The sequence below is a fragment of the Anabaena sp. FACHB-595 genome, from assembly GCF_048568275.1.
GTDB lineage: Bacteria > Cyanobacteriota > Cyanobacteriia > Cyanobacteriales > Nostocaceae > Trichormus.
Genome location: NZ_CP183473.1, coordinates 4,089,850 through 4,115,611, shown reverse-complemented (window position 1 = coordinate 4,115,611; position 25,762 = coordinate 4,089,850). Strand labels below are relative to the sequence as shown.

At 41.2% G+C, this 25,762-nt stretch carries 26 protein-coding genes and 1 tRNA gene; 9 read left to right on the top strand and 18 right to left on the bottom strand.

Annotation, left to right across the window (positions count from 1 at the left end; genetic code table 11):
- Nucleotides 1-56: 56 nt before the first annotated feature.
- Nucleotides 57-662 (bottom strand): RloB family protein, encoded by a 606-nt coding sequence (locus ACN222_RS17040; protein WP_010997557.1) that lies wholly within the window; start codon nt 660-662, stop codon nt 57-59.
- Between the two features lie 10 nt (nt 663-672).
- The gene (locus ACN222_RS17035) at nt 673-2,064 is read right to left on the bottom strand and encodes an AAA family ATPase (protein WP_010997556.1); all 1,392 of its coding nucleotides are present in this window, start codon (nt 2,062-2,064) and stop codon (nt 673-675) included.
- A 398-nt stretch (nt 2,065-2,462) separates the two neighbouring features.
- Between ACN222_RS17035 and ACN222_RS17030 the strand changes: the two genes are divergently transcribed.
- Entirely contained in the window at nt 2,463-2,897 is a 435-nt protein-coding gene (locus tag ACN222_RS17030) for a DUF4351 domain-containing protein (protein ID WP_231865473.1), read from the top strand.
- Between the two features lie 418 nt (nt 2,898-3,315).
- Nucleotides 3,316-4,038: a TerC family protein gene (locus ACN222_RS17025; RefSeq protein WP_010997553.1), complete on the top strand. Its 723-nt coding sequence runs from the start codon at nt 3,316-3,318 to the stop codon at nt 4,036-4,038.
- A gap of 93 nt (nt 4,039-4,131) precedes the next feature.
- On the opposite strand, the gene ndk is transcribed toward ACN222_RS17025, so the two are convergent.
- A complete protein-coding gene (gene ndk / locus ACN222_RS17020; protein WP_011320146.1) occupies nt 4,132-4,581 on the bottom strand; it encodes a nucleoside-diphosphate kinase in 450 nt (149 codons plus the stop codon).
- Nucleotides 4,582-4,759: 178 nt separating this feature from the next.
- On the opposite strand from ndk, the gene speA reads away from it, so the two are divergent.
- Complete coding sequence (speA, locus tag ACN222_RS17015; protein WP_044521749.1) at nt 4,760-6,775, top strand: biosynthetic arginine decarboxylase; 2,016 nt, start codon at nt 4,760-4,762, stop codon at nt 6,773-6,775.
- Nucleotides 6,776-6,840: 65 nt separating this feature from the next.
- Here speA and ACN222_RS17010 read toward each other — a convergent pair whose 3' ends face one another.
- Nucleotides 6,841-8,010, bottom strand: coding sequence for a sugar phosphate nucleotidyltransferase (locus ACN222_RS17010; protein ID WP_010997550.1), 1,170 nt, complete (start codon nt 8,008-8,010; stop codon nt 6,841-6,843).
- A 379-nt stretch (nt 8,011-8,389) separates the two neighbouring features.
- The gene (locus tag ACN222_RS17005) at nt 8,390-9,214 is read right to left on the bottom strand and encodes a segregation/condensation protein A (RefSeq protein ID WP_010997549.1); all 825 of its coding nucleotides are present in this window, start codon (nt 9,212-9,214) and stop codon (nt 8,390-8,392) included.
- A gap of 252 nt (nt 9,215-9,466) precedes the next feature.
- Here ACN222_RS17005 and ACN222_RS17000 point away from each other — a divergent pair, with 252 nt between their 5' ends.
- On the top strand, nt 9,467-10,642 hold the full coding sequence (locus tag ACN222_RS17000) for a hypothetical protein (protein WP_010997548.1): 1,176 nt from the start codon (nt 9,467-9,469) through the stop codon (nt 10,640-10,642).
- A gap of 212 nt (nt 10,643-10,854) precedes the next feature.
- Here ACN222_RS17000 and ACN222_RS16995 read toward each other — a convergent pair whose 3' ends face one another.
- Nucleotides 10,855-13,182 carry a putative PEP-binding protein gene (locus tag ACN222_RS16995; protein ID WP_010997547.1) on the bottom strand — a complete coding sequence of 776 codons (2,328 nt, stop codon included), beginning with the start codon at nt 13,180-13,182 and terminating at the stop codon, nt 10,855-10,857.
- 563 nt (nt 13,183-13,745) lie between these two features.
- Here ACN222_RS16995 and ACN222_RS16990 point away from each other — a divergent pair.
- Nucleotides 13,746-14,201, top strand: a complete 456-nt coding sequence (locus tag ACN222_RS16990) for an MgtC/SapB family protein (RefSeq protein ID WP_044521747.1) — start codon at nt 13,746-13,748, stop codon at nt 14,199-14,201.
- Nucleotides 14,202-14,289: 88 nt separating this feature from the next.
- On the opposite strand, the gene purB is transcribed toward ACN222_RS16990, so the two are convergent.
- The 3 genes from purB to ACN222_RS16975 all read right to left on the bottom strand — a co-directional run bounded on the left by purB (nt 14,290) and on the right by ACN222_RS16975 (nt 17,159).
- Complete coding sequence (gene purB / locus ACN222_RS16985) at nt 14,290-15,585, bottom strand: adenylosuccinate lyase (protein WP_419756865.1); 1,296 nt, start codon at nt 15,583-15,585, stop codon at nt 14,290-14,292.
- A 102-nt stretch (nt 15,586-15,687) separates the two neighbouring features.
- A complete protein-coding gene (locus ACN222_RS16980) occupies nt 15,688-16,203 on the bottom strand; it encodes a DUF421 domain-containing protein (protein WP_010997544.1) in 516 nt (171 codons plus the stop codon).
- Between the two features lie 47 nt (nt 16,204-16,250).
- The gene (locus ACN222_RS16975) at nt 16,251-17,159 is read right to left on the bottom strand and encodes a YihY/virulence factor BrkB family protein (protein ID WP_044521745.1); all 909 of its coding nucleotides are present in this window, start codon (nt 17,157-17,159) and stop codon (nt 16,251-16,253) included.
- Between the two features lie 235 nt (nt 17,160-17,394).
- On the opposite strand from ACN222_RS16975, the gene cobW reads away from it, so the two are divergent.
- Together cobW and ACN222_RS16965 are read left to right on the top strand one after the other, a co-directional pair.
- Nucleotides 17,395-18,435 (top strand): cobalamin biosynthesis protein CobW, encoded by a 1,041-nt coding sequence (gene cobW / locus ACN222_RS16970; RefSeq protein ID WP_010997542.1) that lies wholly within the window; start codon nt 17,395-17,397, stop codon nt 18,433-18,435.
- A gap of 76 nt (nt 18,436-18,511) precedes the next feature.
- Nucleotides 18,512-18,982 carry an ABA4-like family protein gene (locus tag ACN222_RS16965; protein WP_010997541.1) on the top strand — a complete coding sequence of 157 codons (471 nt, stop codon included), beginning with the start codon at nt 18,512-18,514 and terminating at the stop codon, nt 18,980-18,982.
- A 78-nt stretch (nt 18,983-19,060) separates the two neighbouring features.
- Here ACN222_RS16965 and ACN222_RS16960 read toward each other — a convergent pair whose 3' ends face one another.
- The 7 genes from ACN222_RS16960 to ACN222_RS16930 all read right to left on the bottom strand — a co-directional run bounded on the left by ACN222_RS16960 (nt 19,061) and on the right by ACN222_RS16930 (nt 23,175).
- Nucleotides 19,061-19,279, bottom strand: a complete 219-nt coding sequence (locus ACN222_RS16960) for a hypothetical protein (protein ID WP_010997540.1) — start codon at nt 19,277-19,279, stop codon at nt 19,061-19,063.
- A gap of 39 nt (nt 19,280-19,318) precedes the next feature.
- Nucleotides 19,319-19,537, bottom strand: a complete 219-nt coding sequence (locus ACN222_RS16955) for a hypothetical protein (protein ID WP_044521742.1) — start codon at nt 19,535-19,537, stop codon at nt 19,319-19,321.
- Nucleotides 19,538-19,601: 64 nt separating this feature from the next.
- Nucleotides 19,602-19,910, bottom strand: coding sequence for a DUF3181 family protein (locus tag ACN222_RS16950; RefSeq protein WP_010997538.1), 309 nt, complete (start codon nt 19,908-19,910; stop codon nt 19,602-19,604).
- 119 nt (nt 19,911-20,029) lie between these two features.
- Nucleotides 20,030-20,287 carry a hypothetical protein gene (locus ACN222_RS16945; RefSeq protein WP_010997537.1) on the bottom strand — a complete coding sequence of 86 codons (258 nt, stop codon included), beginning with the start codon at nt 20,285-20,287 and terminating at the stop codon, nt 20,030-20,032.
- A gap of 235 nt (nt 20,288-20,522) precedes the next feature.
- The gene (locus tag ACN222_RS16940; RefSeq protein WP_010997536.1) at nt 20,523-20,906 is read right to left on the bottom strand and encodes a response regulator; all 384 of its coding nucleotides are present in this window, start codon (nt 20,904-20,906) and stop codon (nt 20,523-20,525) included.
- 6 nt (nt 20,907-20,912) lie between these two features.
- Nucleotides 20,913-22,100, bottom strand: coding sequence for a sigma-54-dependent Fis family transcriptional regulator (locus ACN222_RS16935; RefSeq protein WP_010997535.1), 1,188 nt, complete (start codon nt 22,098-22,100; stop codon nt 20,913-20,915).
- Between the two features lie 181 nt (nt 22,101-22,281).
- Nucleotides 22,282-23,175: an IS982-like element ISNsp1 family transposase gene (locus ACN222_RS16930; protein ID WP_010995738.1), complete on the bottom strand. Its 894-nt coding sequence runs from the start codon at nt 23,173-23,175 to the stop codon at nt 22,282-22,284.
- A 456-nt stretch (nt 23,176-23,631) separates the two neighbouring features.
- Here ACN222_RS16930 and ACN222_RS16925 point away from each other — a divergent pair, with 456 nt between their 5' ends.
- Complete coding sequence (locus tag ACN222_RS16925; RefSeq protein WP_010997534.1) at nt 23,632-23,829, top strand: DUF2795 domain-containing protein; 198 nt, start codon at nt 23,632-23,634, stop codon at nt 23,827-23,829.
- Between the two features lies 1 nt (nt 23,830).
- Here ACN222_RS16925 and moaC read toward each other — a convergent pair whose 3' ends face one another.
- Nucleotides 23,831-24,337: a cyclic pyranopterin monophosphate synthase MoaC gene (gene moaC / locus ACN222_RS16920; RefSeq protein WP_010997533.1), complete on the bottom strand. Its 507-nt coding sequence runs from the start codon at nt 24,335-24,337 to the stop codon at nt 23,831-23,833.
- A 37-nt stretch (nt 24,338-24,374) separates the two neighbouring features.
- On the opposite strand from moaC, the gene ACN222_RS16915 reads away from it, so the two are divergent.
- A tRNA-Arg gene (locus tag ACN222_RS16915) sits at nt 24,375-24,448 on the top strand.
- A 52-nt stretch (nt 24,449-24,500) separates the two neighbouring features.
- On the opposite strand, the gene ACN222_RS16910 is transcribed toward ACN222_RS16915, so the two are convergent.
- On the bottom strand, nt 24,501-25,736 hold the full coding sequence (locus ACN222_RS16910) for an MFS transporter (RefSeq protein WP_044521740.1): 1,236 nt from the start codon (nt 25,734-25,736) through the stop codon (nt 24,501-24,503).
- Nucleotides 25,737-25,762: the final 26 nt, after the last annotated feature.

Sequence of the window (25,762 nt, the reverse complement as noted above, 5' to 3'; positions counted from 1 at the left end):
ACTTGCCTTGGGGGTGTGATGCTTCCGAGGCATTTTTTTTGTGTTTTATTCTGAAATCAATTATTCAAGCTCTGGAGAATAATTTCAACTAGCCTATATACGTGTGTTCCTAATTCTGGAGGCCAGTTTTGTTGAGAGTTGGGGTGCAATAATTTTGCACGATTTGTTGCATTTGTAATATTAGGTTTGTATACAGATAAATCTAGATTGCTACTGTTATAACTTCCTAAAATCTTTCGTAGCTTTGTCTTAAAATCATTACAAGTTCTATCTTGGGAGTTTAAATCATCAAAATGTAAATATAACCAAATTTCAAAACATGGATTGCTGATAGCTAAATAATAATTTTTTTGCTTGGCTTCACGACACACTAAACTTAAATTATTTTCACCCCATCTGTCTACATCAAGAACAAGCCAAAGCATATCTTCCTCATTTAAATCATAGTTATCTTTAAAGGTATTCAGTCGTTCTAGCACATATTGGGGAGCAGATTTACCATCATCCCCAGTAGCCAGAACTTCTATCTTGATTCGGGTACTATGGAACATTCCAAAATATTGCTTTTCTGTCTCTTTACCCTCAGTAGCAACTATGAAAAGCTTTGCATCTCTTCGATCATGCTGACGATCTAATAGTTTAGTTCGATTGATTCTTCTCATGACTTGCGACTCATCCTACAGATAAACCAGTATCACAATCGAACCACCCTAAACTTTGTGGATCTCCAAAGAAAGGAATAGCTCCAAAACGACCATTTAAGTAACCCTTCTCAACTTTTAAGTCGGGTCTAATCTTGAATTCTGCTAAAGAATAAAGATTTGACACACCCTGCTGGTTCTTCTCAACAAACCAAATCTCATCACGCCGTAGCAAATCTAAATCGAGTAAGTTAGTATCATGAGTTGTAAAGATTAATTGATTATTTCTTCCTCTACAATTTATTGCTGTTTGTACAAAACAACGAGATAGTAAAGGATGCAAGCGTCTATCAAGTTCATCTAAAAAAACGACTTTCTCAGATTCTTCTTGTAAAAGAAATAAAGATGGTATGAGATTAATCAAACGTTGAGTTCCTTCTGACTCTTCTTCAATTGTAAAATCAATCAGATGTCCATCTTCATGGCGATGTTGAGTTTTTAATTGAATCAATCTTAATCTATCGCCTTCATTCTTGAAAAGGAGATATCGTTTACCTCGTGTATTTACTATCATTGCTACCGAATTATCGTCTGCTTCTTCAAATTTTTCTAGCAAACGCTCTGTGATAGATTTAGGCATTGTTGGAAAGTGTTGCTCAAAATCTAGATCAACTTCTTCAGTGCTTATTGAATCAATTCCTGTCCCCGCAAATTTCAAAAATTCACTGAGGAAATTTGTAAAAGATTCATTACTGAGTATTCCAACTTCTAATCCTTGGTATTCTGCCTCTGCTGGAATGATAGTTAGTGCTTCTTTAAACCAGTTAAAAACTGGAAGTAAAGTTTTAACATTTCGGTCAACTGCTTCTGTTAAAAAAAGTTGATTATGACGAGTTCCTTCTGCGATAAATTCTAAAACTTGTTGACGTTTCTCTGTTTTACCTTTAAGCGCTGAACCATATTCTAAAATCGTTTCTTTTTCTGAGGAAGTGATGCGTTCAAAGTACATAATTTCCTTTTTTTTACTACGAGGCACAGCATAAAGCCATTCCTCGAAAATTTGTTCTCTATTTAATGTAAATCCATAAGAATATTGAGATTCTTGATATGTAAATATAAATTCAAACTTACTTTTCTGTTTACTATAATCACCTAGTTTAAATGGAGAAACAAGAATAGGTTTATTGCTTCTAGTACCTTCTACAACTAAATCTTTGACAAAATTGAGAGCCTTGATGAGATTTGATTTACCTGCTGCATTTGCACCATAAATGGCAGCAATAGGTAATACAGAACGACCTTTTCCTGCCGCGTTTTCAGCAAGATGATCTATGTGTTGTTGGTCACTGCTAACCCCTAGCATACTGAATGTAACTTCATCTCTGAAAGACAAAAAGTTTTGTATGGTTAGTTGAATTAGCATTATCTTTCACCCAAATAAGTCCTATTTCACACTGCACTTTATTCTATAATAGGCTCAGATAGGCTTATCAAGAGAAAAAATCTCGGAAACCCCTGATTATTAAGTAGATTTTCATCTCTTTTATTAGAATTTATTCTAAAGTTACTAGCCAGACTTCACCTCTATACATAAGGCTCTCAATTGTGGAGGTCTTCATCTGGATATTCGTAAAATCTTCTCTTTCTAAATCAGAGAAGAGATTTAATCCGCTATTAGGTGCGTAGTCTGCAATAGCTGTGATTGCGGCTGGCACTAATTGGTATTTTAGTAAGTGAGTCTTTATCTTGAAGCACAAGTTCTAAAGCTGATTCGCCTATTTTGAGGAGCAAAATCCCGTAGCTAGTGCGCTGATGGCTAAAATGAGCATAGCACTACAAGACCGCCCCAGAGTAAAATCTGAGTGTCTGCGTCTTTTAGCTACTTTGCAGTTAGATCCAGCACGAATGCAGTTAATTTCTGGGTTTATTGACACCTACCTACGCCTAAACGCCCAAGAAACAGAAATTTTCCAGGCTGAAATTGCACAATTTGAACCAACTCAACAAGAGGTAGTTATGCAGATCGTCACTAGTTGGATGGAGGAAGGAATACAACAAGGGCTGCAACAAGGTCTACAGCAAGGAGAATTGAAAGTAATCCAGCGTCAATTAACAAGACGAATTGGTGATATTACCCCTGAATTACAAGAGCGAGTGCAGGGATTATCTTTAACTCAGTTAGAAGATTTAGCTGAAGCATTACTAGATTTTTCTACTGAAGCTGATTTGGTAACTTGGTTGCAACAGCAGCAATAAGATCGTAGTTTACTATGCGATCGCTCTCTTTATCCATTTGCGCCCTTTGCAGGTTGTTAAAAAAGCGATCGCTAATTTGACGAGTGAGCGAGATTTAAAACAATCGCTAATACTTGAGAAACAAGTTGCATCTCTGAGTCAGATAGTTTTCCTAACTTTCTGAATAATCTTTTTTCTGAAAAGGTCTTCATCTAGATATTCGTAAAAATATTCTCCCTCTAAATTAGAGAAGATGTCTTCTCTGTGTGAACTAAAAAAGTGGCACCTGCGGTAAACCACACTAACGCATAGATTCTGGACTTACCAGAATCCACCCCCTACAGGTTAAGCTGGATGAAAGTAGCAATTTGTTGCACTTTATTATATGAGATTGGCTATCACTGCTAATTTTTAATTTCCACTGCTTGAGAAATCTGGAATGCTAGACCGAATTTTTGACTACCTGCACTTTCATTTCAGCGTTGAAGCCTCTATAGTCCTGCTGATATTAGTATTACTAGAGGCGGTACTATCAGCAGATAACGCGATCGCCCTCGCTGCGATCGCCCAAGGGCTAGAAGACAAAAACCTAGAACGCCAAGCCCTCAACATTGGTTTAGTTGTCGCCTATGTGTTGCGAATAACCTTATTGTTAACCGCCACTGAGGTACAAAAATTCTGGCAATTTGAACTCCTGGGTGCGGCTTACCTGCTATGGCTGGTATTCCAACACTTTACCTCAGAAGAAACTGAAGACGAGCATCATCACGGCCCGCGTTTTGCTAACCTATGGCAAGCGATACCCGTGATTGCATTTACCGACTTAGCCTTTTCATTGGATAGCGTGACAACTGCGATCGCTGTATCTCAAGAAACTTGGCTAGTCATCACCGGGACAACAATTGGCATTTTTACCCTGCGATTCATGGCGGGATTATTTATTCGGTGGTTAGATGAATTTGAAAATCTAGAAGACGCAGGATATATCACCGTATCTTTGGTAGGTTTGCGTCTGTTATTAAAAGTCGTCAACGATGATTTTGTCCCACCAGAGTGGTTAATGATTGCGGCGATCGCCCTAATATTTACCTGGGGCTTTTCCAAGCGAACTCTTATTGAATCACCACAAGTAGAAGTGGAAAAAAGTGAAGTATCGAAGTAAGGGAATTAGGGACTGGGGACTGGGGACTGGGAAATGAAAACTAGTAACTAGAATATTTCACTCAGTACTCCCTACTCCCCACACCCTAACTAATTACTCGTGCAACCAAGGTGTTAAATGGGGTTGCCAATTGACTAATTCTGCATCTGTAAACCATAGGCTTACTTCCTTTTGTGCGGTTTCTGGTGCATCAGAACCGTGGATGAGGTTGCGACCGATGTTAATACCAAAATCGCCCCGAATTGTTCCGGGTTCTGCTGTTAGGGGATTGGTCGCACCAATAATTTTTCTGGCAGAAGCAATCACGCCATCACCTTCCCAAACCATCGCTACCACCGGGCCAGAGGTGATAAATTCCACTAAGCTAGGAAAGAATGGTCTTTCGCGGTGTACGCCATAATGTTGTTCAGCCAATTCTTTACTGACTTGGAGGAACTTCAAACCCACAAGGGTAAAACCTTTTGTTTCAAAGCGACGGATAATTTCCCCAACCAGTCCACGCTGTACGCCATCAGGCTTAATTGCTAAGAATGTGCGTTCCAAAACTATCTCCCAAAACTTAATAAAATTTTTATTTGGTCAGCAGTCAACAGTCAACAGTCAACAATTAACTACTGACCAATCAGAGTTTATCTCAGAAATTATCTCTGAGTTCATATCAGTTCTTATACGAATGCGTTAAATTGTTTATTCGTGGGTGAAACACAGAGGTCAGGAAGAAATGGGTGTTGAGTCAACTGCTACATCTGACGAGGTGGTGAAAGTACCAGCCAACGGAAACAAGTTGGAGGGGAAAAATCACAAGCAGAAAAAGCTGCTACCAACGAATACGCCAGGAGATGTATCTCGCGTTTGGAAGATTGAGGACAGCGAAGCTTTATACCGGATTGAAGGTTGGGGACAGCCTTATTTCTCGATTAATGCGGCTGGTCACGTCACTGTTTCTCCCAAAGGCGATCGCGGCGGTTCTTTGGATTTGTTTGAATTGGTCAATGCTTTGAAACAACGCAGTTTGGGTTTGCCCTTACTGATTCGTTTTTCGGATATTTTAGAAGACCGCATTGAACGCTTAAATGCTTGTTTTGCCAAGGCGATCGCTCGCTACAATTACCCTGGTGTATATCGGGGTGTGTTTCCTGTGAAGTGCAACCAGCAACGGCATTTGATTGAGGATTTAGTGAGATTTGGCAGGCCACATCAGTTTGGTTTAGAAGCTGGTTCCAAGCCAGAATTAATGATTGCTTTGGCGTTGTTGGATACCCCTGGATCTTTGCTAATTTGCAACGGCTACAAAGACCGGGAGTATGTGGAAACAGCCATGTTATCCCAAAGACTAGGGCAAACGCCAATTATCGTCCTAGAACAGGTGGAAGAGGTCGATTTAGTGATTGCGGCTAGTCACCAATTAGGAATTAAACCGATTTTGGGAGTAAGAGCGAAATTAAGCACCCAAGGCATGGGACGCTGGGGTACATCCACAGGCGATCGCGCTAAATTTGGTTTGACGATTCCTGAAATCATCCAAGCAGTTGACAAGCTCCGCGATGCTGACTTGCTGGATTCTTTACAGCTAATGCACTTCCATATTGGTTCGCAAATCTCCGCCATCAATGTGATTAAAGATGCCATCCAAGAAGCTAGCCGGATTTACGTAGAGCTAGCATCCTTGGGAGCAAATATGAAATACCTGGATGTTGGCGGCGGCTTAGGTGTAGACTATGACGGTTCCCAGACCAACTTCTACGCCTCCAAAAACTACAATATGCAGAACTATGCCAACGACATTGTGGCAGAGTTAAAAGATACCTGTGCAGAGAAACAAATACCAGTACCAACACTGATTAGTGAAAGTGGACGGGCGATCGCCTCCCATCAATCGGTACTCATTTTTGATGTTCTCAGTACTAGTGATGTTCCCCGCGATAACCCGGAACCGCCAAAAGAAGGCGAATCCCCAGTTATTAATTACCTGTGGGAAACTTATCAATCCATCAACAAAGAGAACTATCAAGAGTTCTACCACGACGCTACCCAATTCAAGGAAGAAGCTATTAGCCGCTTCAATCTGGGGATTTTGCGCCTGAGAGAACGAGCCAAAGCTGAACGTCTTTATTGGGCTTGTTGTCAGAAAATTTTAGACATCATCCGCCAGCACGATTACGTACCTGATGAGTTGGAAGACCTAGAAAAAATCATGGCTTCCATCTACTACATCAATCTTTCCGTGTTCCAATCAGCACCAGATTGTTGGGCGATCGATCAACTATTCCCAATTATGCCCATCCATCGCCTAGATGAAGAACCAACGCAGCGAGGAATTTTAGCAGACCTCACCTGTGACAGCGATGGCAAAATTGATCGCTTTATCGACCTACGGGATGTCAAATCTGTGCTAGAACTGCACCCCTTCCAACCAGGGGAACCCTATTATATGGGAATGTTCCTCAATGGTGCTTATCAGGAAATTATGGGGAACTTACACAACTTATTCGGCGATACCAACGCCGTTCATATCCAGTTAACCCCCAAAGGCTACCAAATTGAACACGTGGTCAAAGGCGATACCATGAGTGAAGTGGTGAGCTACGTCCAATATGACTCCGAGGACATGGTAGAAAACATCCGCCAACGTTGCGAGCGGGCGTTAGAAGAAAAGCGCATTACCTTAGCTGAATCCCAGCGCTTACTCCAGACTTACGAACAAAGTCTCAGAAGATACACATACTTAAATAGTTAGTGGTTAGTGGTTAGTTGTCAGTTGTCAGTAGAAATTGCAACTGACAACTGACTCATGACTAATGACTAAGTTGCGTTTGTTCCCAACAATTCGGCGATCGCTTGCCGTTCCACTGGGGTATGTTCTGGTGGTGTTTGCCGGGCATCGGTAATCAGCCAATCTAAAGCAGCAGCTTGTACGTCAATAGCAGCTCCTGTTTTATCGACGCAGTAACGCCCGAACACCAGTTTATCAACTAGCCTGGCTCCATGCCCTAATCGTGACCATTCAAAGATGACACTGTTATCAACAGTGGCTTCACCGCATATCCAGCAATTGGGGCCAATCATTGCCGGGCCGACAATTTTCGCGCCATCTTCGATGCGAGTCATGCCACCAATGTAAACTGGGCCAGTGATATCTACTTTGTCCCAATTCACTGCCACATTTAAGCCAGTATAGATACCAGGGGCAACCTCATGACCGGGAATCTGCACATTCTTAATATCCCCTTGTAAAACGCCGCGAATTGCCCGCCAGTAGTCTGGTACTTTACCAATATCCACCCATTCAAAATCCATTGCGATCGCATAGAAGGGCGCACCAATTTCTACCAGTTTGGGGAATAGTTGACCACCGATGTCATATTCCACACCAGAAGGTATGTAATTAAACACCTCTGGCTCAAAAATGTAGATACCTGTGTTGATATTAGTACTAAGTGCTTCCTCTATCGATGGTTTTTCTTGGAAGGCTTTAACCCGACTATTCTCATCAGTGACGACCACACCATAACTAGAAACTTCTTCTTCGGGGACAGTTTTGGTGATGATAGTAGCGATGGAGCCTTTGGATTTATGCCACTTCACTGCTGCCGTCAAATCTAAGTCAATCAAAGCGTCGCCGCACAACACCACAAAGGTATCATCAAAAAATGGTGAAAAATCTTGGATGCGTCGCATCCCTCCAGCAGAACCTATTGCTTCCCCTACCAGCTTACCTTCATCATCAATTTTGCCTTCAAAAGAATAGGCAATCTGTACACCAAACCGTTGACCATCACGAAAATAGTTTTCAATTTCTTCAGCCAGATGGCTGACGTTGACCATAATCTGGTCAAAACCATGTTGACGTAAAAGTTCCAGTAAAAATTCCATCACTGGCTTTTGCAGGATGGGAATCATCGGTTTGGGAATCGTATAGGTAATCGGACGAACGCGAGTACCCTTACCTGCTGCGAGAATCATCGCTTTCATAAAGTTTATTCCTCAACCACAAGCCAGTTTACTTTCATTGTGTGATACTTAATCATCAGTTTTTGATTTCTGCTCTAAGTAACCCCTGACAACAGGGATAACAGGAATTTGTTGGTGATCGCAACCAGAGATATTAGGACTTAGGCAATTAGACTTTTCACCTTGGAAGGGTGTGAGGGTTTAGGGGTGTGAGGGTTTAAAACCCCTAAACCCCTGCACCTCTTGCCCAAAGCTTTGATTTTTCTTCTCCATACGTAAGTCCTAGTACGGTTAGATGACAAGCAATCAGTTATCTTTTTAATTTAATCGGATTTTTGGGTTTACTGATGCAACAGTCTGTAAATTCACAGAAGCTTCTATATGAATGTTCTCAATGGGTTCAGTTTATTGGTTGCTCCAATGATTGGTAGGTGTTTGCTGAATCTGAGAGCAAGCGGATTCTTACCTCTTGATAAAATTCCTCCTGAACTAGCTCTACCTTAGATTGTGCCGATAATAGCAATAAAGCCCAGAACACGCTAACTAGGTGACTGTTTACAGATTCATGGGCTGATAATTGGTGTGATTGCTTTGTCTGAGTCCACAACTGTACGAGTTGTTCTAAATTTAAGTAATTTTGTTCTAACAACAGTTCTTTGGCCGAAAAATGCAGTACTTGTTCCAATTCACCAGCTACCTCCGTCAAATTTTCTTGGTGCGCTAACTCTAGCGCTTCCCGCATAGCTTTGACGGTAGGCTGACGTTTGGGACGTTCCGGCTTACTAACTTTTTGTACTAGTTTGAGTTGGTTCGCCATGATTTGCAATTGGGCGATCAACTCTTGCAACGTGACACGGCGTTTTGGTGGTGGCATCGCGGCGGGTCGCCGTCGTAAAACTCGCTCTAAGGGTAAACGATGGGTTTGATGGAATAAGCCATCTCCATTCTCTGCTAATAGACCATCCTCAATATCTTCTAAATCTTCTGCTGTTGATAATTGCATCAAGGTATTAGCCTTGAATAATACCAGCATGGAGGCTGATAAAAAAGCCTGTCCAGATTGAGACAAGTCAGATTCATAACCTCTGGCAGTGGTCTTTGGTGTCATTAGTTCTAAATAACGGTCAATCACCTCAATAACTTTGACATCCCAAGGATCTATTTCTCCTTGTTCTGCTTGCTCAATTAAGAGAGTGATCGTTTCTAATAGCTCGGAAGCATCCATTCTGATTGCCGATGGTGTAATTTTTGCTCTCAGGTGTGCAGAGAAGAAAATTTCCCTGTTTGTGCCTCTGGGTGTCTGTAGTTAAAAGTACATTGTAAATATAAGTACAGAGAAGAACTTTTTTCTCCGCCTACAGAATGGTGTATATAATAACTAATTTTTCATCAAAAGAAAGATGAATTTTCGGGTTTAAAGCTTTGAAATAAATATACATTGTTGAGCTTTAATTACCGACGATAGGAATTTCACCACATGACTCTACTATCTATTGATGAGTTAAAAACTTTAATTGAAAACTCTCAAACACCATGTGTATCTCTTTATATGCCTATGCAGAAAGCTGGGCCGGAGATTCGCCAAAATCCCATCCGGTTTAAAAATTTAGTCCGTGAGGCTGAAGAACGTCTGCAAGAATTGGAGATTTTCCCTACTGAAGTTGAAAATTTACTGCAACAAGTTCAGGAACTAGATCAGGCAGAATTTTGGGAAAATCAAGACCACGGATTAGCAATTTTTATTTCGCCGCAGATGTTTCGCTATTACAGTCTGCCGATAGAGTGTCAAGAATTGGTAGTAGTGAGCAATCAATTTCATTTCAAGCCATTACTGCATTTAATTAACAGTGATGGGAAATTCTACATCCTCGCTCTTAGTCAAAAGGATATCAAATTTTTTGAGGGAACACGCTCTGGCCTCAATGAGGTGGAGGTGGAAAATATGCCTAAGAGCGTTGATGAGGCTCTGATGTACGACGAAACCGCCAAGGAAGGGCAATTTCGTATTGCTACATCTAAAGGTAGCAACAACAATCCTTTTACGCGATCGCAACCTGGGGCATTTCACGGACAAGGTAGTCCAGACAAAGACCAGCCCCAAGAAGGCATCCTGCAATACTTCCACGCTGTTGATGCCGCATTACATGACAAACTACACGATGAAACAGCACCTTTAATTTTGGCAGGTGTTGAATATCTCCATCCCATTTATCGAGAGGCAAATACTTATCTCCATCTCCAGGAACAGGCAATCACTAAAAGGCAAGAAATTTTTCAAGCAGACGAATTACACGCCCAAGCTTGGGAAATTGTCGAACCTCTGTTTCATCAGTCAGAACAAGAAGCGATAGAACTTTACCAACAACTGGCTGGAGAGGAGACTGGTACAGCCTCTAGTGATATCAAAGAAATCGTTTCCGCCGCTTATTACCAGAGGGTTGATTCATTAATTGTCCCATTAGGGCAACAAATTTGGGGTAAATTTGACCCAGAGACACTGGCTGTAGAGTTACATCCAGAACCACAGCCTGAAGATGGAGACATTTTGGATTTGGCAGCAATTCATACAATATTAAACGGTGGTACGGTTTATGCGGTTGAACCGGAACAAATGCCAAACGGTAAACCAGTAGCGGCTATCCTGCGATATTAATCGGTTTTGTGGTGTTGCATGAATGAAGACAGGGAGGAAAGAAGCAGGGGAAGAATAGAATAACCCCTCTCCAAACCTCTCCCCGACGCGGGGAGAGGTTTAAAAACCTTATTTTCTTGGTCTTGGGCGATTTAGTGGTGACAGAATTTTGAAATTATCGAAACTTACACCCTAAAACCAGGGTTTGAGAAAACATTAAAAGTCTACACATTTTAACCACGCTCTCCCACCTGTCGGCGTGCTGCTTGTAATAGTAAGCGGTGTTCAGCACGAGCGATCGCCTGATATGTCCTTTCTACTGCTTCTGGTTCCACGGAAATCGATGTGATACCCCATTGCACCAATTGATCGATGATTTCTGGATATATTGCTGGTGCTTGACCGCAGATAGAACAAGGTATGCCGGCAGTTTGGGACATTTGGATTAGTTGGGCAATAGCAGCCATGACAGCCGGGTGGCGTTCATTTAAAACTTTGGTGATGTCGCTTTGTTCCCTGTCTGCGCCTAATAGCAATTGTGTCAAGTCGTTTGTGCCGATGGATATACCCGCTACCCCGGCTTTGACGTATTCAGGTAGTAAAAATAAGACGCTGGGGACTTCCGCCATCATCCATAATTGAAACTGGGGAATTTGGGTAAGTCCGAACTGTTCTGCTTTTTGGCGACAGAAGGTAAATTCGCCTACACTGCGAACGAAGGGCAATAATAAGTGAATGTTATCATAACCAGCTTTTTGGGCATTAGCGATCGCTGTAAGTTCTAATTCAAAAACATCAGAATTGCGGACATAACTAAATGTACCGCGATCGCCCAAAATTGACTGAGGCGCAGATTGGGAATTATTTGCTGATAACTCGTGCGATCGCCAATCTAAAGAGCGATAAAAAACCGGTCGGGGGGCAAAGGCGCGGGCAAACTGGATAATATGCTCAGACCACTGCTCTAATAATTCTGATTTCCGCCCATCCAAAAGCCAAAAATTCGGATGCTGACCTTTGAGTAAAGGTACTAACATCAACTCTGAACGCAATAATCCCACCCCATCTACAGGCAAGTTCTGCACTTGTTCAATTAGACTAGGTTGACTGAGGTTAACCAGCAGTTGGGTAGCAATCATTGGCATTTGCCTGCTAACAACAGGGTGAAATGGTGGAGTCAGAGGTTGCTGGTGTGGATTTTCTACCGTAGTGGCTTCATCTGCTTTTAGTAAATATACCTCTCCGCGATCGCCATCTATTAGCAATCGTTCACCATTGGGAATTAGTAAGGTGGCATCTGCTACATTCACAACGGCTGGAATACCCAATTCCCTGGCCAAAATCGCTGCATGACTAGTTACACCTCCTTGGACTGTGACAATACCAACGGCTTGTTCTACTAACGACAACCAATCAGGTGTAATTGCTGGTACCACTAAAATTACGCCTTTGGGCAGTTGTTCTGGTTTCCGTTGGGAGTCATTGACAACATAAGCATTAGCGGTGACGCGTCCTCTAGCCGCCCCAGCACCCTTGATGAAACGTAAATTGGGAATTGCAGATTGGGGAGTACTCACTTGCGTAATGTAGAGACAGGGGGTGGAGTTTTCCTCTGCAATTGTCCATTCAATAGTAAAACTGTTACCTAGTTCGCTTTCCAGTTGATGTCCTAAGGTAATTACTTGTTGTAGATATTCTTCGGCTAAAGCATATTGTTGCTGGTGTGACTCTTGTACTGAATACGCGCCTATACAAGGGTGATTTAATGTGAATACCTCTTTTCTAGATAGTCTGGCATCATTCAATTCTGAACTATCTAGACGATAAGCAAACATTTTATTTCCCAGATGTCTTTCTAAGACAATACCTGTTTCCTGCTGAACTTGGTATGTATCTGGTATAATCTCGCCCTGAGACAAGGCTAATCCTAATCCCCATGTAGCTTGAATTTTACAGCCTGAAGAGTTAGCGATTAATAAACCACTGGCGATCGCATTTTGTACTGGTTGTACTAAGATTGCTAGATTAACTTCTTGGAGGTTAACTCCTATGCGCTGCCAATATAGCAAGCTTCTGGCGCGAAAAAGTTGACTCCAGGTATGCTTGAGTGTGTGAGCGATCGCGTCTTCATTGCAGTAACAGAAAGCAGCATCCAATAATCCAGAGGTGTTTCCTAGCCTGTGGGTTTTTGTTGCTAGTGTTAAACTAGGGCGAAAAATTAAAAAGTTTGTTTGCCATTCCCTAGCGGCCGTAAGAATTGTATTCACCCACTGTGATGGTACAGTTGCATGAATAATTTCCTGACGTAAACGCCCAGCCACCTGCTGGAGTTGTCGCCAGTTGGCTACATCCAAGTGTAAGGAAGAATTAGGTAAGTTAGCGACCAATGATTCTGAACTGTTGAGAGTTTCTAGAAATAATCGCAAAACTTCTTCAGACACTACAAAACCAGGAACAACCGGGTAGCCACGCTGCCTGATTCTACTTAAATAGAACGCTTTGTCACCTACTTTAGCGCGGTCTTGTAATTTAATTTGGTCAAGCCAGTAGAGTTTATCCACTCAATTTTTTTGATTGTCAGTTTGCCAGGAGAAGTTTTTATATTTGTGGTTAGTAGTTGCACTATCCCCTTTGTTAATTGCCTCCTTCATAAGTATTTTTTGATGATTAAGGGACTTCCAGATAAAAAAAATACCCAAAATGTATGGTGCGTCAGCACGACAGAATCTAAATATACTCAGAAATTATTTATACTGATGCACCATAGCAAACCATCAATTTCAGATAATTTATTTTTTGGTGTTCCCTAACTTCAAATTATCTATAAAAAATCACTGAATAATCAAGCTTCACCATACGTTAGCTGAGATTATCAATATTGCCATAAATTATTACTAAAATTCTATCTATCCCTGCAAAAATTAGATTATCTAGAGATTAATAATAGTAAAATCGCTATTTTTTCCTATTGAAAAAATTACTTTAGAGTATAGTTAATGTTGAATTAATGTAGAAATATAAATTTTTAAATAAAAAATATACAATATAAATAGAATCTTTTTCAAGATTTATAGATATAAGTTATACAAGACATAGAGTATGTTTTCTTATATCAGAGATAAAATTGCTAGATAACTACTACCTGGAACCAGACGATTTTTTCAAGCTGATCTTTCGGCTTTTCTTAGCTTTACTTATTGGAGCTATTATCGGCATAGAAAGAGAACTACGGCGTAAACCAGCAGGCTTGAGAACTCATATGTTAGTTAGCTTTGGGTCTGCCATATTTGTTGTTATACCTTTACAAATTATCTCTATACAATCACATCCAGAAGTGGTTAGCCGAGTAATTCAAGGTATTGCGGCTGGTGTGGGATTTCTCGGTGCTGGTGAAATTGTCCGTGAATCTTCACAACAATCACAACGTCTAGAAATTCATGGACTTACCTCGGCTGCGGCTATCTGGGTTTCCTCTGGGTTGGGAATTGCTGCTGGTTGTGGTTTATGGCAATTAAGTTTAGTAGGAGCCATCATAACTTTTGCGGTTTTAAATATTTTTAAGAGATTAGAAAATAGTTAATGATTTGAGTGATAAATATATCTTCAGAAGTTGGTCGCAGGGGGAGGAACTTAGAGAAAAATTTTCCTCCAGTCCCCAATCCCCAATTCTAAATATCCAACCTATGATAAACCTCATCCAAATGCTTGAGATGTTGCTGTGGGTCAAAACACACGGCAATTTCTACGGGCGACAAATGTTGAGTGACACGAGGATCGTTAATGATCAAGTCGTGGAAATTGCCTTCCGGCTTATTCCATGCCGTATGAGCATTTTGCTGCACGATCGCATAGGCTTCTTCCCGGCTGAGTCCCTTATCTACCAATGCCAGTAAAACTTTTTGGCTGAATACAACGCCACCATAGCAGTTGAGATTCCGCGTCATGTTTTCTGGGTAAACTAACAGATTTTCCACCAAATTAGTGATTTCTATCAGCATGAAATGGGTCAAAATGCAGGCATCTGGCAGAACCACTCGTTCCACAGAACTATGGGAAATGTCCCGTTCGTGCCACAAAGCGACATCTTCTAAAGCTGCGCCGGCATGACTCCTCACTAACCGCGCCATCCCCGTCAGCCGTTCCGAACGGATGGGATTGCGTTTGTGTGGCATTGCACTAGAGCCTTTCTGTCCCTTCGAGAAAAATTCCTCTACTTCCAGAACGTCTGTTTTTTGTAGATTGCGAATTTCTACAGCAAAGCGTTCAATAGAAGCAGCGATGAGGGCTAATTGCTGCACAAAATCAGCATGAATATCGCGGGAAATGACTTGTGTAGAAGCTGTATCGGGTTTGAGTCCGAGTTTTTGACAAGCGATCACCTCCACCCGTGGTTCAATATTGGCATAGGTACCCACCGCGCCAGAAATCTTACCCACGGCGATCGTTTCCCGCAAAATTGTCAGCCGTTGTTGGTGGCGTAACACTTCCGCCAACCAACCAGCCAGTTTAAACCCAAAAGTGATTGGTTCAGCGTGAATACCATGCGATCGGCCAGCCATTACCGTATACCGGTGTTCCCGTGCCTTTTGGCGAATCACCTGAATCAAATCTTCCAGACGTTGCGCCAACACATCCAAACTAGCAACCAGTTGTAAAGCTAAAGCTGTATCTAGTACATCAGAGCTAGTTAAGCCCAAGTGAATGTAACGTCCAGCATCACCCACATACTCATTGACATTAGTCAAAAAGGCGATGACATCGTGACGGACTTCCGCCTCTATTTCCAACACCCGTTGCGGATCAAAATTTGCCTTAGCCTTGATTTCCTCAACAGCAGCAGATGGAATATAACCCAATTCCGCTTGGGCTTCACAGACTGCAATTTCCACCTGAAGCCAGGTTTTTAGTTTATAAAAGTCAGTCCACAGGTTGCCCATTTCGGGCAGAGTATAACGCTCTATCAACGTTCGCGGCAGAATACGACTGTCATATTTTACCCCGCTTTGGTTGATAGTTGTTAGTTGTTAGTTGACCGTTAACTGTTAACAGTCAACAATTACTACTCCCTATTCCCTAGCCACCAGTTTTGACTCCGATGTAATAATACTGATGCTACCGTCAGCTTCCATATACGCCAACTTGACATCGGCTAAGAATTCTACACCTTGCTGACGTAACTTGCTTTTCAACTCATCTTCTGTGATTAATTCTCGTTGTAAATGCCGTTCAATCGTCTTACCATTTTTTACTAACAGTAATGGTGGTGGATTTAAGAAGCGTTGAACGATAGGAAGCTTATAGCCTAACCAGTTAAGAAAATAGCTCCAAAAAATTACGGTTCCGACGAGAATTGCCCCTTCAGTAATTGATGTATAGTTACTTGCCATAGCATTTTGAGCAGCTTCAGCAAATAGCACAACTACGAGCAAATCCGTAATTCCTAAAGTTCCCATCTGTCTACTAGGCAGCAAGCGTAGCACAGAAAAAAGAGCTAAATAAACTAATGATCCCCGGATTACAAGCTCTAAAATACTGATACTAGGTACAAAAATTGCGTGCCAATTTATAGAAAACCAATTCATAATAATTCGTAATTTTTAATTATTGACTCCCCTATCTTTCCCATGCCCTACCGTCTATAATGCCGATTTCCAGAATTCGTATCATTTAAAGGCATAGCGTGACGAGTTGGAACAATGCGTCTACCATATTTTCTTGCATAAACCTGGGTAAACTCAGCGCCGAAAAAGAGAATCTGGGCAGTATAGTAAACCCAAGCCAAGATTAATACCACAGAACCAGCCGCGCCATAGGCTGAACCAAAACCAGCATTACCTAAATATTGTCCTAATAGAAATCTACCAATGGAAAATAAAATTGAGGTAAGAATTGCGCCAACTAAAACATCATTCCAAGTAATTCTGACATCTGGCAAAACCTTGAAAATTAATGCAAACAGTAACGTAGTAATGGCAAAAGAAATAATAAAGTTAACCAATTGCCAAAGGAAATCTACACCCGGTAGTAAACCACCAAAATAATTAACCAGCGTTGATAATACCGTACTAATTACTAGAGAAACTAACAGTAAAAAGCCAATACCTAAAACCATGCCAAAAGATAAAAAACGTTGACGAAAAATGTTTTTGACACCGCGTCCTGGTTTTGGTTGTACTTCCCAAATGGTGTTGAGGGAGTCCTGTAACTCGATAAAAACACCAGTTGCACCCAATAGTAAAAGGGCAATACTAATAAGAGAAGCTATCGTACCTGTCTTTGGCCTATCTACATTTTGAATAGCAGTTTCAATAAATTCTGCCCCATCTCTACCTACTAAACCTTGAATTTGCTGCACAATTTCGCCCCTAGCAGCTTCTTCCCCAAATACTGCACCAGCGATCGCAATCACAATAATCAACAAAGGTGCGATAGAAAACACCGTATAGTAAGCTAATGCAGCCGCTAAACGTGAGGCTTTATCATCATTCCACTCTTGAAACGCCTCTTGGAAAAGTTGCCAAATCGCTTTTAAGTTCATTTCTCCATTCTCCCTTCTAGGAAGATGCCGATTCATCCCCTGATATATTTGATACTGATTTTCCTAGTAATGACATCTTTCCCTGGGTACTTATGAGGTTATCTTCAGGAAGAATTTGGCACGTTTAGCTCAGAAGCCTTGCCCGAATAGCAGATAATACAAATACAATCTAGATTTATTAATTACGAATTACTGTCATTTCTTACTCTCTTGATTTTGTTGATTTACTGAAATAATGGCTCAAAAAATTCCCGTCACCGTAATTACAGGCTTTTTAGGTAGTGGTAAAACCAGCCTCATTCGCCACCTACTGCAAAATAACGCCGGCCGCCGCATAGCAGTTTTAGTCAACGAGTTTGGCGAACTAGGTATAGATGGCGACTTGTTAAAATCCTGTCAAGTTTGTCCCGAAGATGAGGACGGCGGGAGCAATATTTTTGAATTAACTAATGGCTGTCTATGCTGTACTGTCCAAGAAGAGTTTTTGCCGACGATGCAGGAATTACTCAAACGAAGAGATAGCATTGATTGTATTGTCATTGAAACCTCTGGTTTAGCCTTACCCAAACCATTGGTAAAAGCTTTTCGCTGGCAAGAAATCCGCAATGCTGCAACCGTGGATGCAGTTGTCACAGTGGTAGATTGTGCGGCTGTTGCATCAGGAACATTTGCCAGTGATTTAGAAGCGATCGCCATCCAACGCCAAGCTGATGATAGTCTAGAACACGAAACACCATTGCAAGAATTGTTTGAAGACCAGCTAGCTTGTGCAGATTTGGTAGTTTTAAGCAAAACTGATTTAGTTGATGCTGCAACAAAATCACAAGTCGAGGAATTAGTCAAGCAAGAACTCCCCAGAGTAGTGAAAATGGTGGAGAGCGATCGCGGTCAACTCGACCCATCTATACTATTAGGATTCCAAGCTGCCGTGGAAGACAACCTAGATAGTCGCCCCAGCCATCACGACACCGAAGAAGACCACGACCACGACGACGATATCACCTCAACTCACCTCATTTTAGACCGGGACTTTGACCCAGAAAAACTGCAACAACAACTGCAAACACTCACAAATCAACAAGAAATCTACCGCATTAAAGGCTTTGTCGCCGTTCCCAACAAACCCATGCGCCTAGTCATGCAAGGGGTAGGTAACAGATTTGATAAATTTTATGACCGCCCCTGGCAACCACAAGAAGCCAGACAAACTCGTTTAGTTTTCATCGGTCGTGATTTAAACTCAACAGAAATAGAATCACAATTGGTAGCTTTGTAATTTATCAACAAATTGGTAATTGGTGATCGAGTATTACCCATTACCCATTACCTAATCCCCATTCCCCATTCCCATAATGAACATCACTCAACTATTTAACATCGCTAATGTTTTCGTCTTACCATTTTGGGCGTTAATGATTCTTCTCCCCAACTGGAAAGTCACACGGCGAGTAATGGAATCATATCTAATCTTTTTGCCCTTAGCTGGAGCCTATCTATATCTATTTATCACCAGCATTACTCCAGAAAATGCCCAAGCTTTATCTAATCCCCAATTAGCAGATATCGCTCGTTTCTTTGCTGACGAAACAGCAGCCGCAACTGGTTGGATTCATTTTTTAGTGATGGATTTATTTGTCGGTCGCTGGATATATTGGGAAGGGCAGAAAACGGGAATTTGGACAATTCATTCCCTCACACTTTGTTTATTTGCTGGGCCTTTGGGAGTTTTATCCCATATTTTTACTTATTGGATTACTAAAGCAATTTCTCCCAAATTATCAAGTAGCGATACCGCTAAATCACCAGAACAAGCTGCTTCCTAAATAGAGAGTTAATTACCCCCTTAATAGCCAAATATCCCCGACTCTTCTAAAAAGCCGGGGATATTTTTATCAAAAAAATTAAGAAGCCTTAGCTGTCCGGTAATTGGCATCTAACCAACAACGAGGAAGACTTTCGCCGGAAGGAAACACGAGATTTTCTTTTTTGAAAGAATCCGTATCTTGTTCTTCTTGACCTTCCTGATCCTGCCCATGAACAATGTCAATATTTGGGTCAATCAACTCTTGAATATCAACAACTTTCACTAAATCGCTAGTGTCTTTTGTTTGTAAAAGCATACCAGTATCCTCACTATTAACTATTTAATCGGGAAAAGCTTAATTACCAGAATCTTCTAATAATTTCCTAAAGCGCATATATGCTTCTTCTGGTGTTAGAGATTCAGATTTTATTTCATCAGGAATATAATATTGTCTGCTATCGGCAAAATAACGCACAACAAAGCTGGGTATTAAATTTAGCTGCAAAGCTTTTTTACCCAATTTGTCTGCTGTTTCAGCCAGAGTATATTCATCGTGAAATTCATAAGCAGCCATAGATTTCACCTCCTCAATTAAGGGGTGTAAAAAGTGAAATGCTGCGATAATCTGAATTAAAGAATTATATTTCGCGTTGATATTTTTCTAAAATATCCACCAGACTTACCTGACATTGCAGTGGTAATAAGTCAATCAAAGGCAGTTCTCGCCTACCACCGCCAATTTTTACAGGAATGGATTCTAGTACTTTGATCACTCTGTCTTCATGAACTGAGTTGGAAGTAATTAAGGGATATAACTGTTCAGCGACAACAGTATGTAGTTTGGCATCAGCTAAATATAGATGCCATTTAGCAATATCTATATAAACGCTTTCGCCAATTTCCGCCGCTAGGGCCTCTAGCAATTCTGTAGTATTAGTCTTAGCCATAAAAATCACCCCATATAAAAAAAGAGCGCGAACTCTCAGGCTAATAATCATTATCGCGCAATTCAACGGGTGAATGTACAGCCACAGGTTACAATTGCCCTAGCTTTAGCAGTCCGTCTTCAGGTGGATTTAGGTGGTGTAGGTGAATAGTTAGCGATCGCCACAATATAAATTAGATGCGCTAACAATACAATCACCCAACCAGCCGTTAGCAATGGTAGCCATTCCCATTTAGCTAAGGTGATGTTTTGGAAAAACCATAAACCAGAGTTAATCGTCGCTGCAACAGCTACATGGACAGCAAAATTCATCCTGTCATCTAACTTGCGAAATTCTGGGTCTTTGCGATCGGGTTTGCGAGGCCAACGAGGAGGCATAAATATTTGTTACAAATTTCAACACACCCTGATTATACTCAGGTGTTTGTAAGTTACGCATAATTTACCGACCAGATGGGCAAAGATTCTTAAGCTCGGTTGAATTAAATCAACGGGCAGAACAAGCTGAATTACTGTTAGAACAAAAACGCCAACGTGTAGAACAGTTAGCAGCTTATTTGCGTAGTCTCGGTGTTGACCCCGACAATCTCCCACCAGCCTGAAAGTAACTAAGTTAGTTACGAGAATGAGCGTAAGCAGACTCTACCATTTTCAGTAACTTGGGAATCTCATAGGGTTTATGAATAAAATACTCCACCCCCAAGGATGAAGCTAATTCGTCCAAATAACCGTATGCTGTGGCTAAGACAACCGCTATGTTAATACCTTCTGCTTGTAGATATTGATAAACTTCAACGCCGCTTAACTCTGGCATTCTATTATCTAAAATCAATAAATCCGGTTTCTCTTCAATGACTTTTTCTAGAGCTTCTTTGCCGTTACAAGCCTCATAGACTTCCCACCCCTCTTCCTGTAATACAAAAGAGAGCATCATTCGGCTATCTTCATCATCATCAGCTATTAAAACCTTTCCTCTTCCTAAATTCAGAGTGTTCATAAATTATTAATTTTTTATTGGTATGGAAAAAACTAATGGGGTTGGCTCTAATGGATATGTATTTAAGGCTGCAATAGCCAGAAAACTCACTAGGACAAGTTCGGAATTTGCCATCCTTTGAGCAGCCACCTCTAGTGTTCCCCCTTTGCCTGCCATATCAAAAGATTGCAAAAAATAACGTAACAAACGCCGTAAAAGAGTTGCTGGTTCGGTAGTGACTATAATTGGCTCTTGCCAGTTAGTGACGACTTCTATCTTACGGATGCTAGCTTCCGTGGATAGTAACTCCACAAAATCTTGGATAGTGTCAGTTAGAGAGATAGTTTTCACTGAAGCAACGTCACTAGAAGCTAAATTACGCCAAATTGAGGCATGGCGTTGAAATATCCGAATTGATTTTTCAGCTTGTTGCAGTAACTGTTTGGCATAATCTAGGCGATTCACCGCTACCATCCGAGAGCTGACTTCCAATTTTAAGCGCGCAGCATGATGCGCTTGGATGATATCTTGACGCAGTTCTTCTAATGGTTGATGGTCGTCAGGATTAGAGGCTAGTACATTATGAATATCTTTTTCTAGGTTTGCTATTAAGAATTCTGCCTCGACAGCACGAGACGCACACAATAAAATTTCTTTTAGTCGTTGTCCTGCATCCTGACGTTGTGAGGAGATACTCAATACTCCCACAATTTCTTGTTTTTCATTACGTAAAGGGATACCCTGACAGGTAAAAGGATGGAAGCCTTCAATAAAATGCTCGCTGGCGATAATTTCTACGTAATCTTCTTCTACTAGGGGTGTACCAACGCCATTAGCACCAGCTACACTTTCAGATAATAAAGAACCAGCTTGAGGAAAAGATTGCGAGTTGATAGTTTGTGCATCACCTGTTAAGCCTAGTAAAATAGCTTGGCGATCGCCTAACATAACTGCATGAGGTTCTTTACCAGCTGCCTGGGATAAAATTTGAAAATAAGGACGCACAACATTAAGCAAATAACTCTGCTGCTCTACTAAGCGTTCTGTCTCCAAACGTGAGAGCTTTTCTGCTTGTAACGCGTGGGGATTAGCTCCTTGCAGATGGGATCTTTCCCACGCTCGATAAACTGTTGAGCGTAATATATTCTTGGGTAGTGCGCCCGTGCTTTTATATACACGTCCTGCCTCTAATGGATCATTCTCTAAAATGAACATGATTTTGAAAGTTTTAGAGCATTCCTATGTTAAGTTCGTTTAATTTTCAAGTCAGCTAATAAGATATTACTGTTATACAAACTTTGCCAAATATAACAATCAGGAAGTACTGACTTTCCTAAAAACCCATCAAATATTATTGTTTTAGAGAGAAAAGTATTTATCTAACGCCATGTGCGACTTAATATTCTGTAACAAGATCGTCGAACTGAAGAGGGTCACAATTGTGGCGATTAAGCCAGAAACAGACGGTATGAGCTAAAATCTTGCGATTGAGCCGACTGGTAAGATGCCACATATCTCTCGCTCGAATCTTCTCTATATGAAATCTCTCAACTAATTGACCAATTACTGTTTCAATTAGGCGACGAAAGCGTTGCATTAATCGCACTGAAGATCGGCTACGAGAGTCAGACATATTAGAACGCAAAGGGGTTTGTAAAGTAATACCCACTTCTTTAAGTTCTCCTGACAAGAACTGACTTAAATAGCCCTTATCTCCGATTAATAAACCTTTAATTCGCGTGATTAAATCCCAAAGTGCGTCCCGTTCACTGCCATTTGCCGGAGTCAGGGTAAACCCACTAATAACTCCTGTGCCACTAACGATTAAATGCCCATGAAACCCATAGTACGTCTGTTTTTTAGCAGCACAAAAACCATAATCTGCAAGGGATTTAAAACTTCGGCAGTTGGGAGCGCGACTCAAGCCACACAAAGGTATTGGTAATCCATCAATCAAATGAAGTTGATCAGAGTATGCTCCTAAATACTGTGCTAATTTTTGTTGTATGAGTTCCTTGTACTGCCAACAATTAGCTGCTTGACGAATAAAAGCATAGCGACTCTTTAACTGAGGAAATAGCCCTAACCAGTGACGGTGAAAGTATTTCCAAATGTCTTTGTCAGCATCTATTCCCAAAAACTCTGCCACTACTTCCATTGTTAAAACTTCACTCTCCCTTAAACTCGGAGCAAAACCTCGTCTCTTGATTGGGTATATCTGGGTGATTTCCATCAGCACGTCGTCAACACAGCAAAATACGGCAATGATAAACTCTTCAATAGAAAACATTTTTCCCGCATTCCATTCACTGGTAACGATTTTCTCGCTCCAGTGCGGATTGTGGGAATTTTCTTTTCAATCGTTCATACACCGAACTTGTGTAACGAAACAATAAGTCGCACATCGCGTTATCTACTGCTAAATCACAATAGCTTGATTTGTCAATATTAATCAGATTAAACTTTGAAAAGCATACTTTATCAGTAGGGTAGGCTTTGACCTACTGGTTTACACATTTATTTTGATATAGTTATTTATTCAACATATCAAGGTCACATTTAAAACTGGTTGTAATTTTGGAGCAATAATTTTTGGTTAATTTTATTGCCCAAATATAATTAATGTTACATCAACCAATTGAGCGACATTTACAATATTGTTGACGAAAAATGATTCAGCTTTTTGATAGAGGGAGCCAACAAAATTACTTGTGAAGATAGCAATAATCTTTAGAGGTAGAAAAAGATGGCTAAAGCTAACCCAGTGCAAATCCAAAAACACTTAAAAGGTGTTGACTATCCTGCTAGTAAGCAAGAGCTAATTCAGCACGCTCAACAGCAGGGAGCCGATCAAAAAATAATTTCCCTATTAGAGCAATTGCCAGAAGATGAGGAATATGAAAACCCCACAGATGTGAACAAAGCTATAGGTGAAATAGATTAAATTATGGTGCTGGTGGAAAATAATCTCCTGATTTTCCGCCAGTTTTACTAACTAATCTAATTGATTCAATTTGCATCGATTTTTCTAGAGCTTTTGCCATATCATACAAAGTTAAAGCAGCAATAGAAACGGCAGTTAAAGCTTCCATTTCCACACCAGTTTCGGCTTTAGTTTTGACTGTGGCTTGGATTTGATAACCAGGAAGTTGGGGGTCTGGCGTAATCTCGACCGCAACTTTTTGTAATGGCAAAGGATGACACAGGGGAATCAAATTGGCTGTTTGTTTAGCAGCCATAATCCCAGCTAGCCTAGCGGTGGCTAATACATCACCTTTAGGTGTGTTACCAGCTTGGATGGCTTCTAAAGTTGCAGGTAGCATCCGTACCTGAGCCGCCGCCACCGCCTGGCGAATTGTTTGTGCTTTATCAGACACATCCACCATCTGTGCCTGTCCCTGGCCATCTAGATGAGTAAGGTTTGCAGAATTTTTGGGAAAAGGGGCTTGCATAATTAGGAAAAATGGTGATAGTATATATTTCTTGTAAGGGCGTGTAGCTCAGTGGACTAGAGCACGTGGCTACGGACCACGGTGTCGGGGGTTCGAATCCCTCCTCGCCCGTCTCAGAAATAAAGGCAGAGAAATATCTTCTCTGCCTTTATTTTTTGTCTGACTAGTTACTATTATGCAGAGAATAGACATCTTGACCACGACCCAAAGCAAAGCGGAGGGAATTAGTCAGGTTTTTACTCGAACTGGTCAGAAAAATTAGTAAGGCTAGGAACGTTAAAGCAGTCGTATAGGCAAACATACTGCGATAGCCAGTTGCTTCAGCAATAAAACCTAAAATAGGGGCAGCGATCGCAATCCCTAAATCCAATCCAGCGATACAAATAGAGAAAATCCGTCCTCGTTCTTGTGGTAGTGAACGGTCTGCCATCATCGTCGTCATCATCGAAATCATTGTTCCGCCGCCACAACCTTCAGCAACCGCCGCAATAGCGAAGCTAATGGCACTGTTGGCTTGCCATAACAAGAAGGATGACAACATATAAGCCATGATACCGAAAGTAATAAACAAACCCCGACCGAAGCGATCGCTAGCTTTACCCGCAAACACCCGCAAACTGAAACTACCAATGGCCGCGATAGTAAAAAATAGTCCGGCGTTAAATTCCACCCCTGTTGATTTAATAAACAGGGGTAAAAAAATATGTACAGCACCGATAGCTATACCGATGAGTAACATCACCAAAGTCGGCACTCTCACCCGTGGGCTACTTAAAAGTTGCCAGAAATTACTATCCTTTTCCGTTGCTTGGCGATGTTGTGGCATAGGTGGATTAGAAACTTGAATCGCCCCCAATAACCCCAAAAAAGCCAATTCGGATGCTATTAAAAATAAAATTGGATAACCAATTGAAGCTTGTAGATAACCCCCTAAAGCCGGGCCAATTGCCAAGCCGAGGGGAGCTGTGAGACTCATATAACTGATGATTTCACCACGAATGGCCATAGGGGCTAAATCTGCTATTAAAGCACTGTAACCAGTGGTAAAAGCAGCAATGCTAACGCCATGAAAGACACGCACCAGCATCAATAAAGGAATGGATTTAAATGCCAAATAACCAAAGGGGGCAGTTGTCGCCACTATTGTCCCAATTAATAACAGCAACTTCCGACCGTTTTGATCCGCCAGTCGTCCCAGCATTGGGCGAAATACTAACAACCCAATAGCAAAACCACCCATCACAATGCCAATTTCTTGCTTGCTTCCTCCCACATCCTCAATATATAAGGGCAGAGTAGGCAAGAAAGTAGCAGTACTCGACCAGAACAATAAACCTGCTGTAAATAGAATCAGCAGGTTAAGCCGCAAACTTGCGTCAAATGTATTAAAGGCTTTCAAGGCAGATGCAATTTAATGCTAAATGT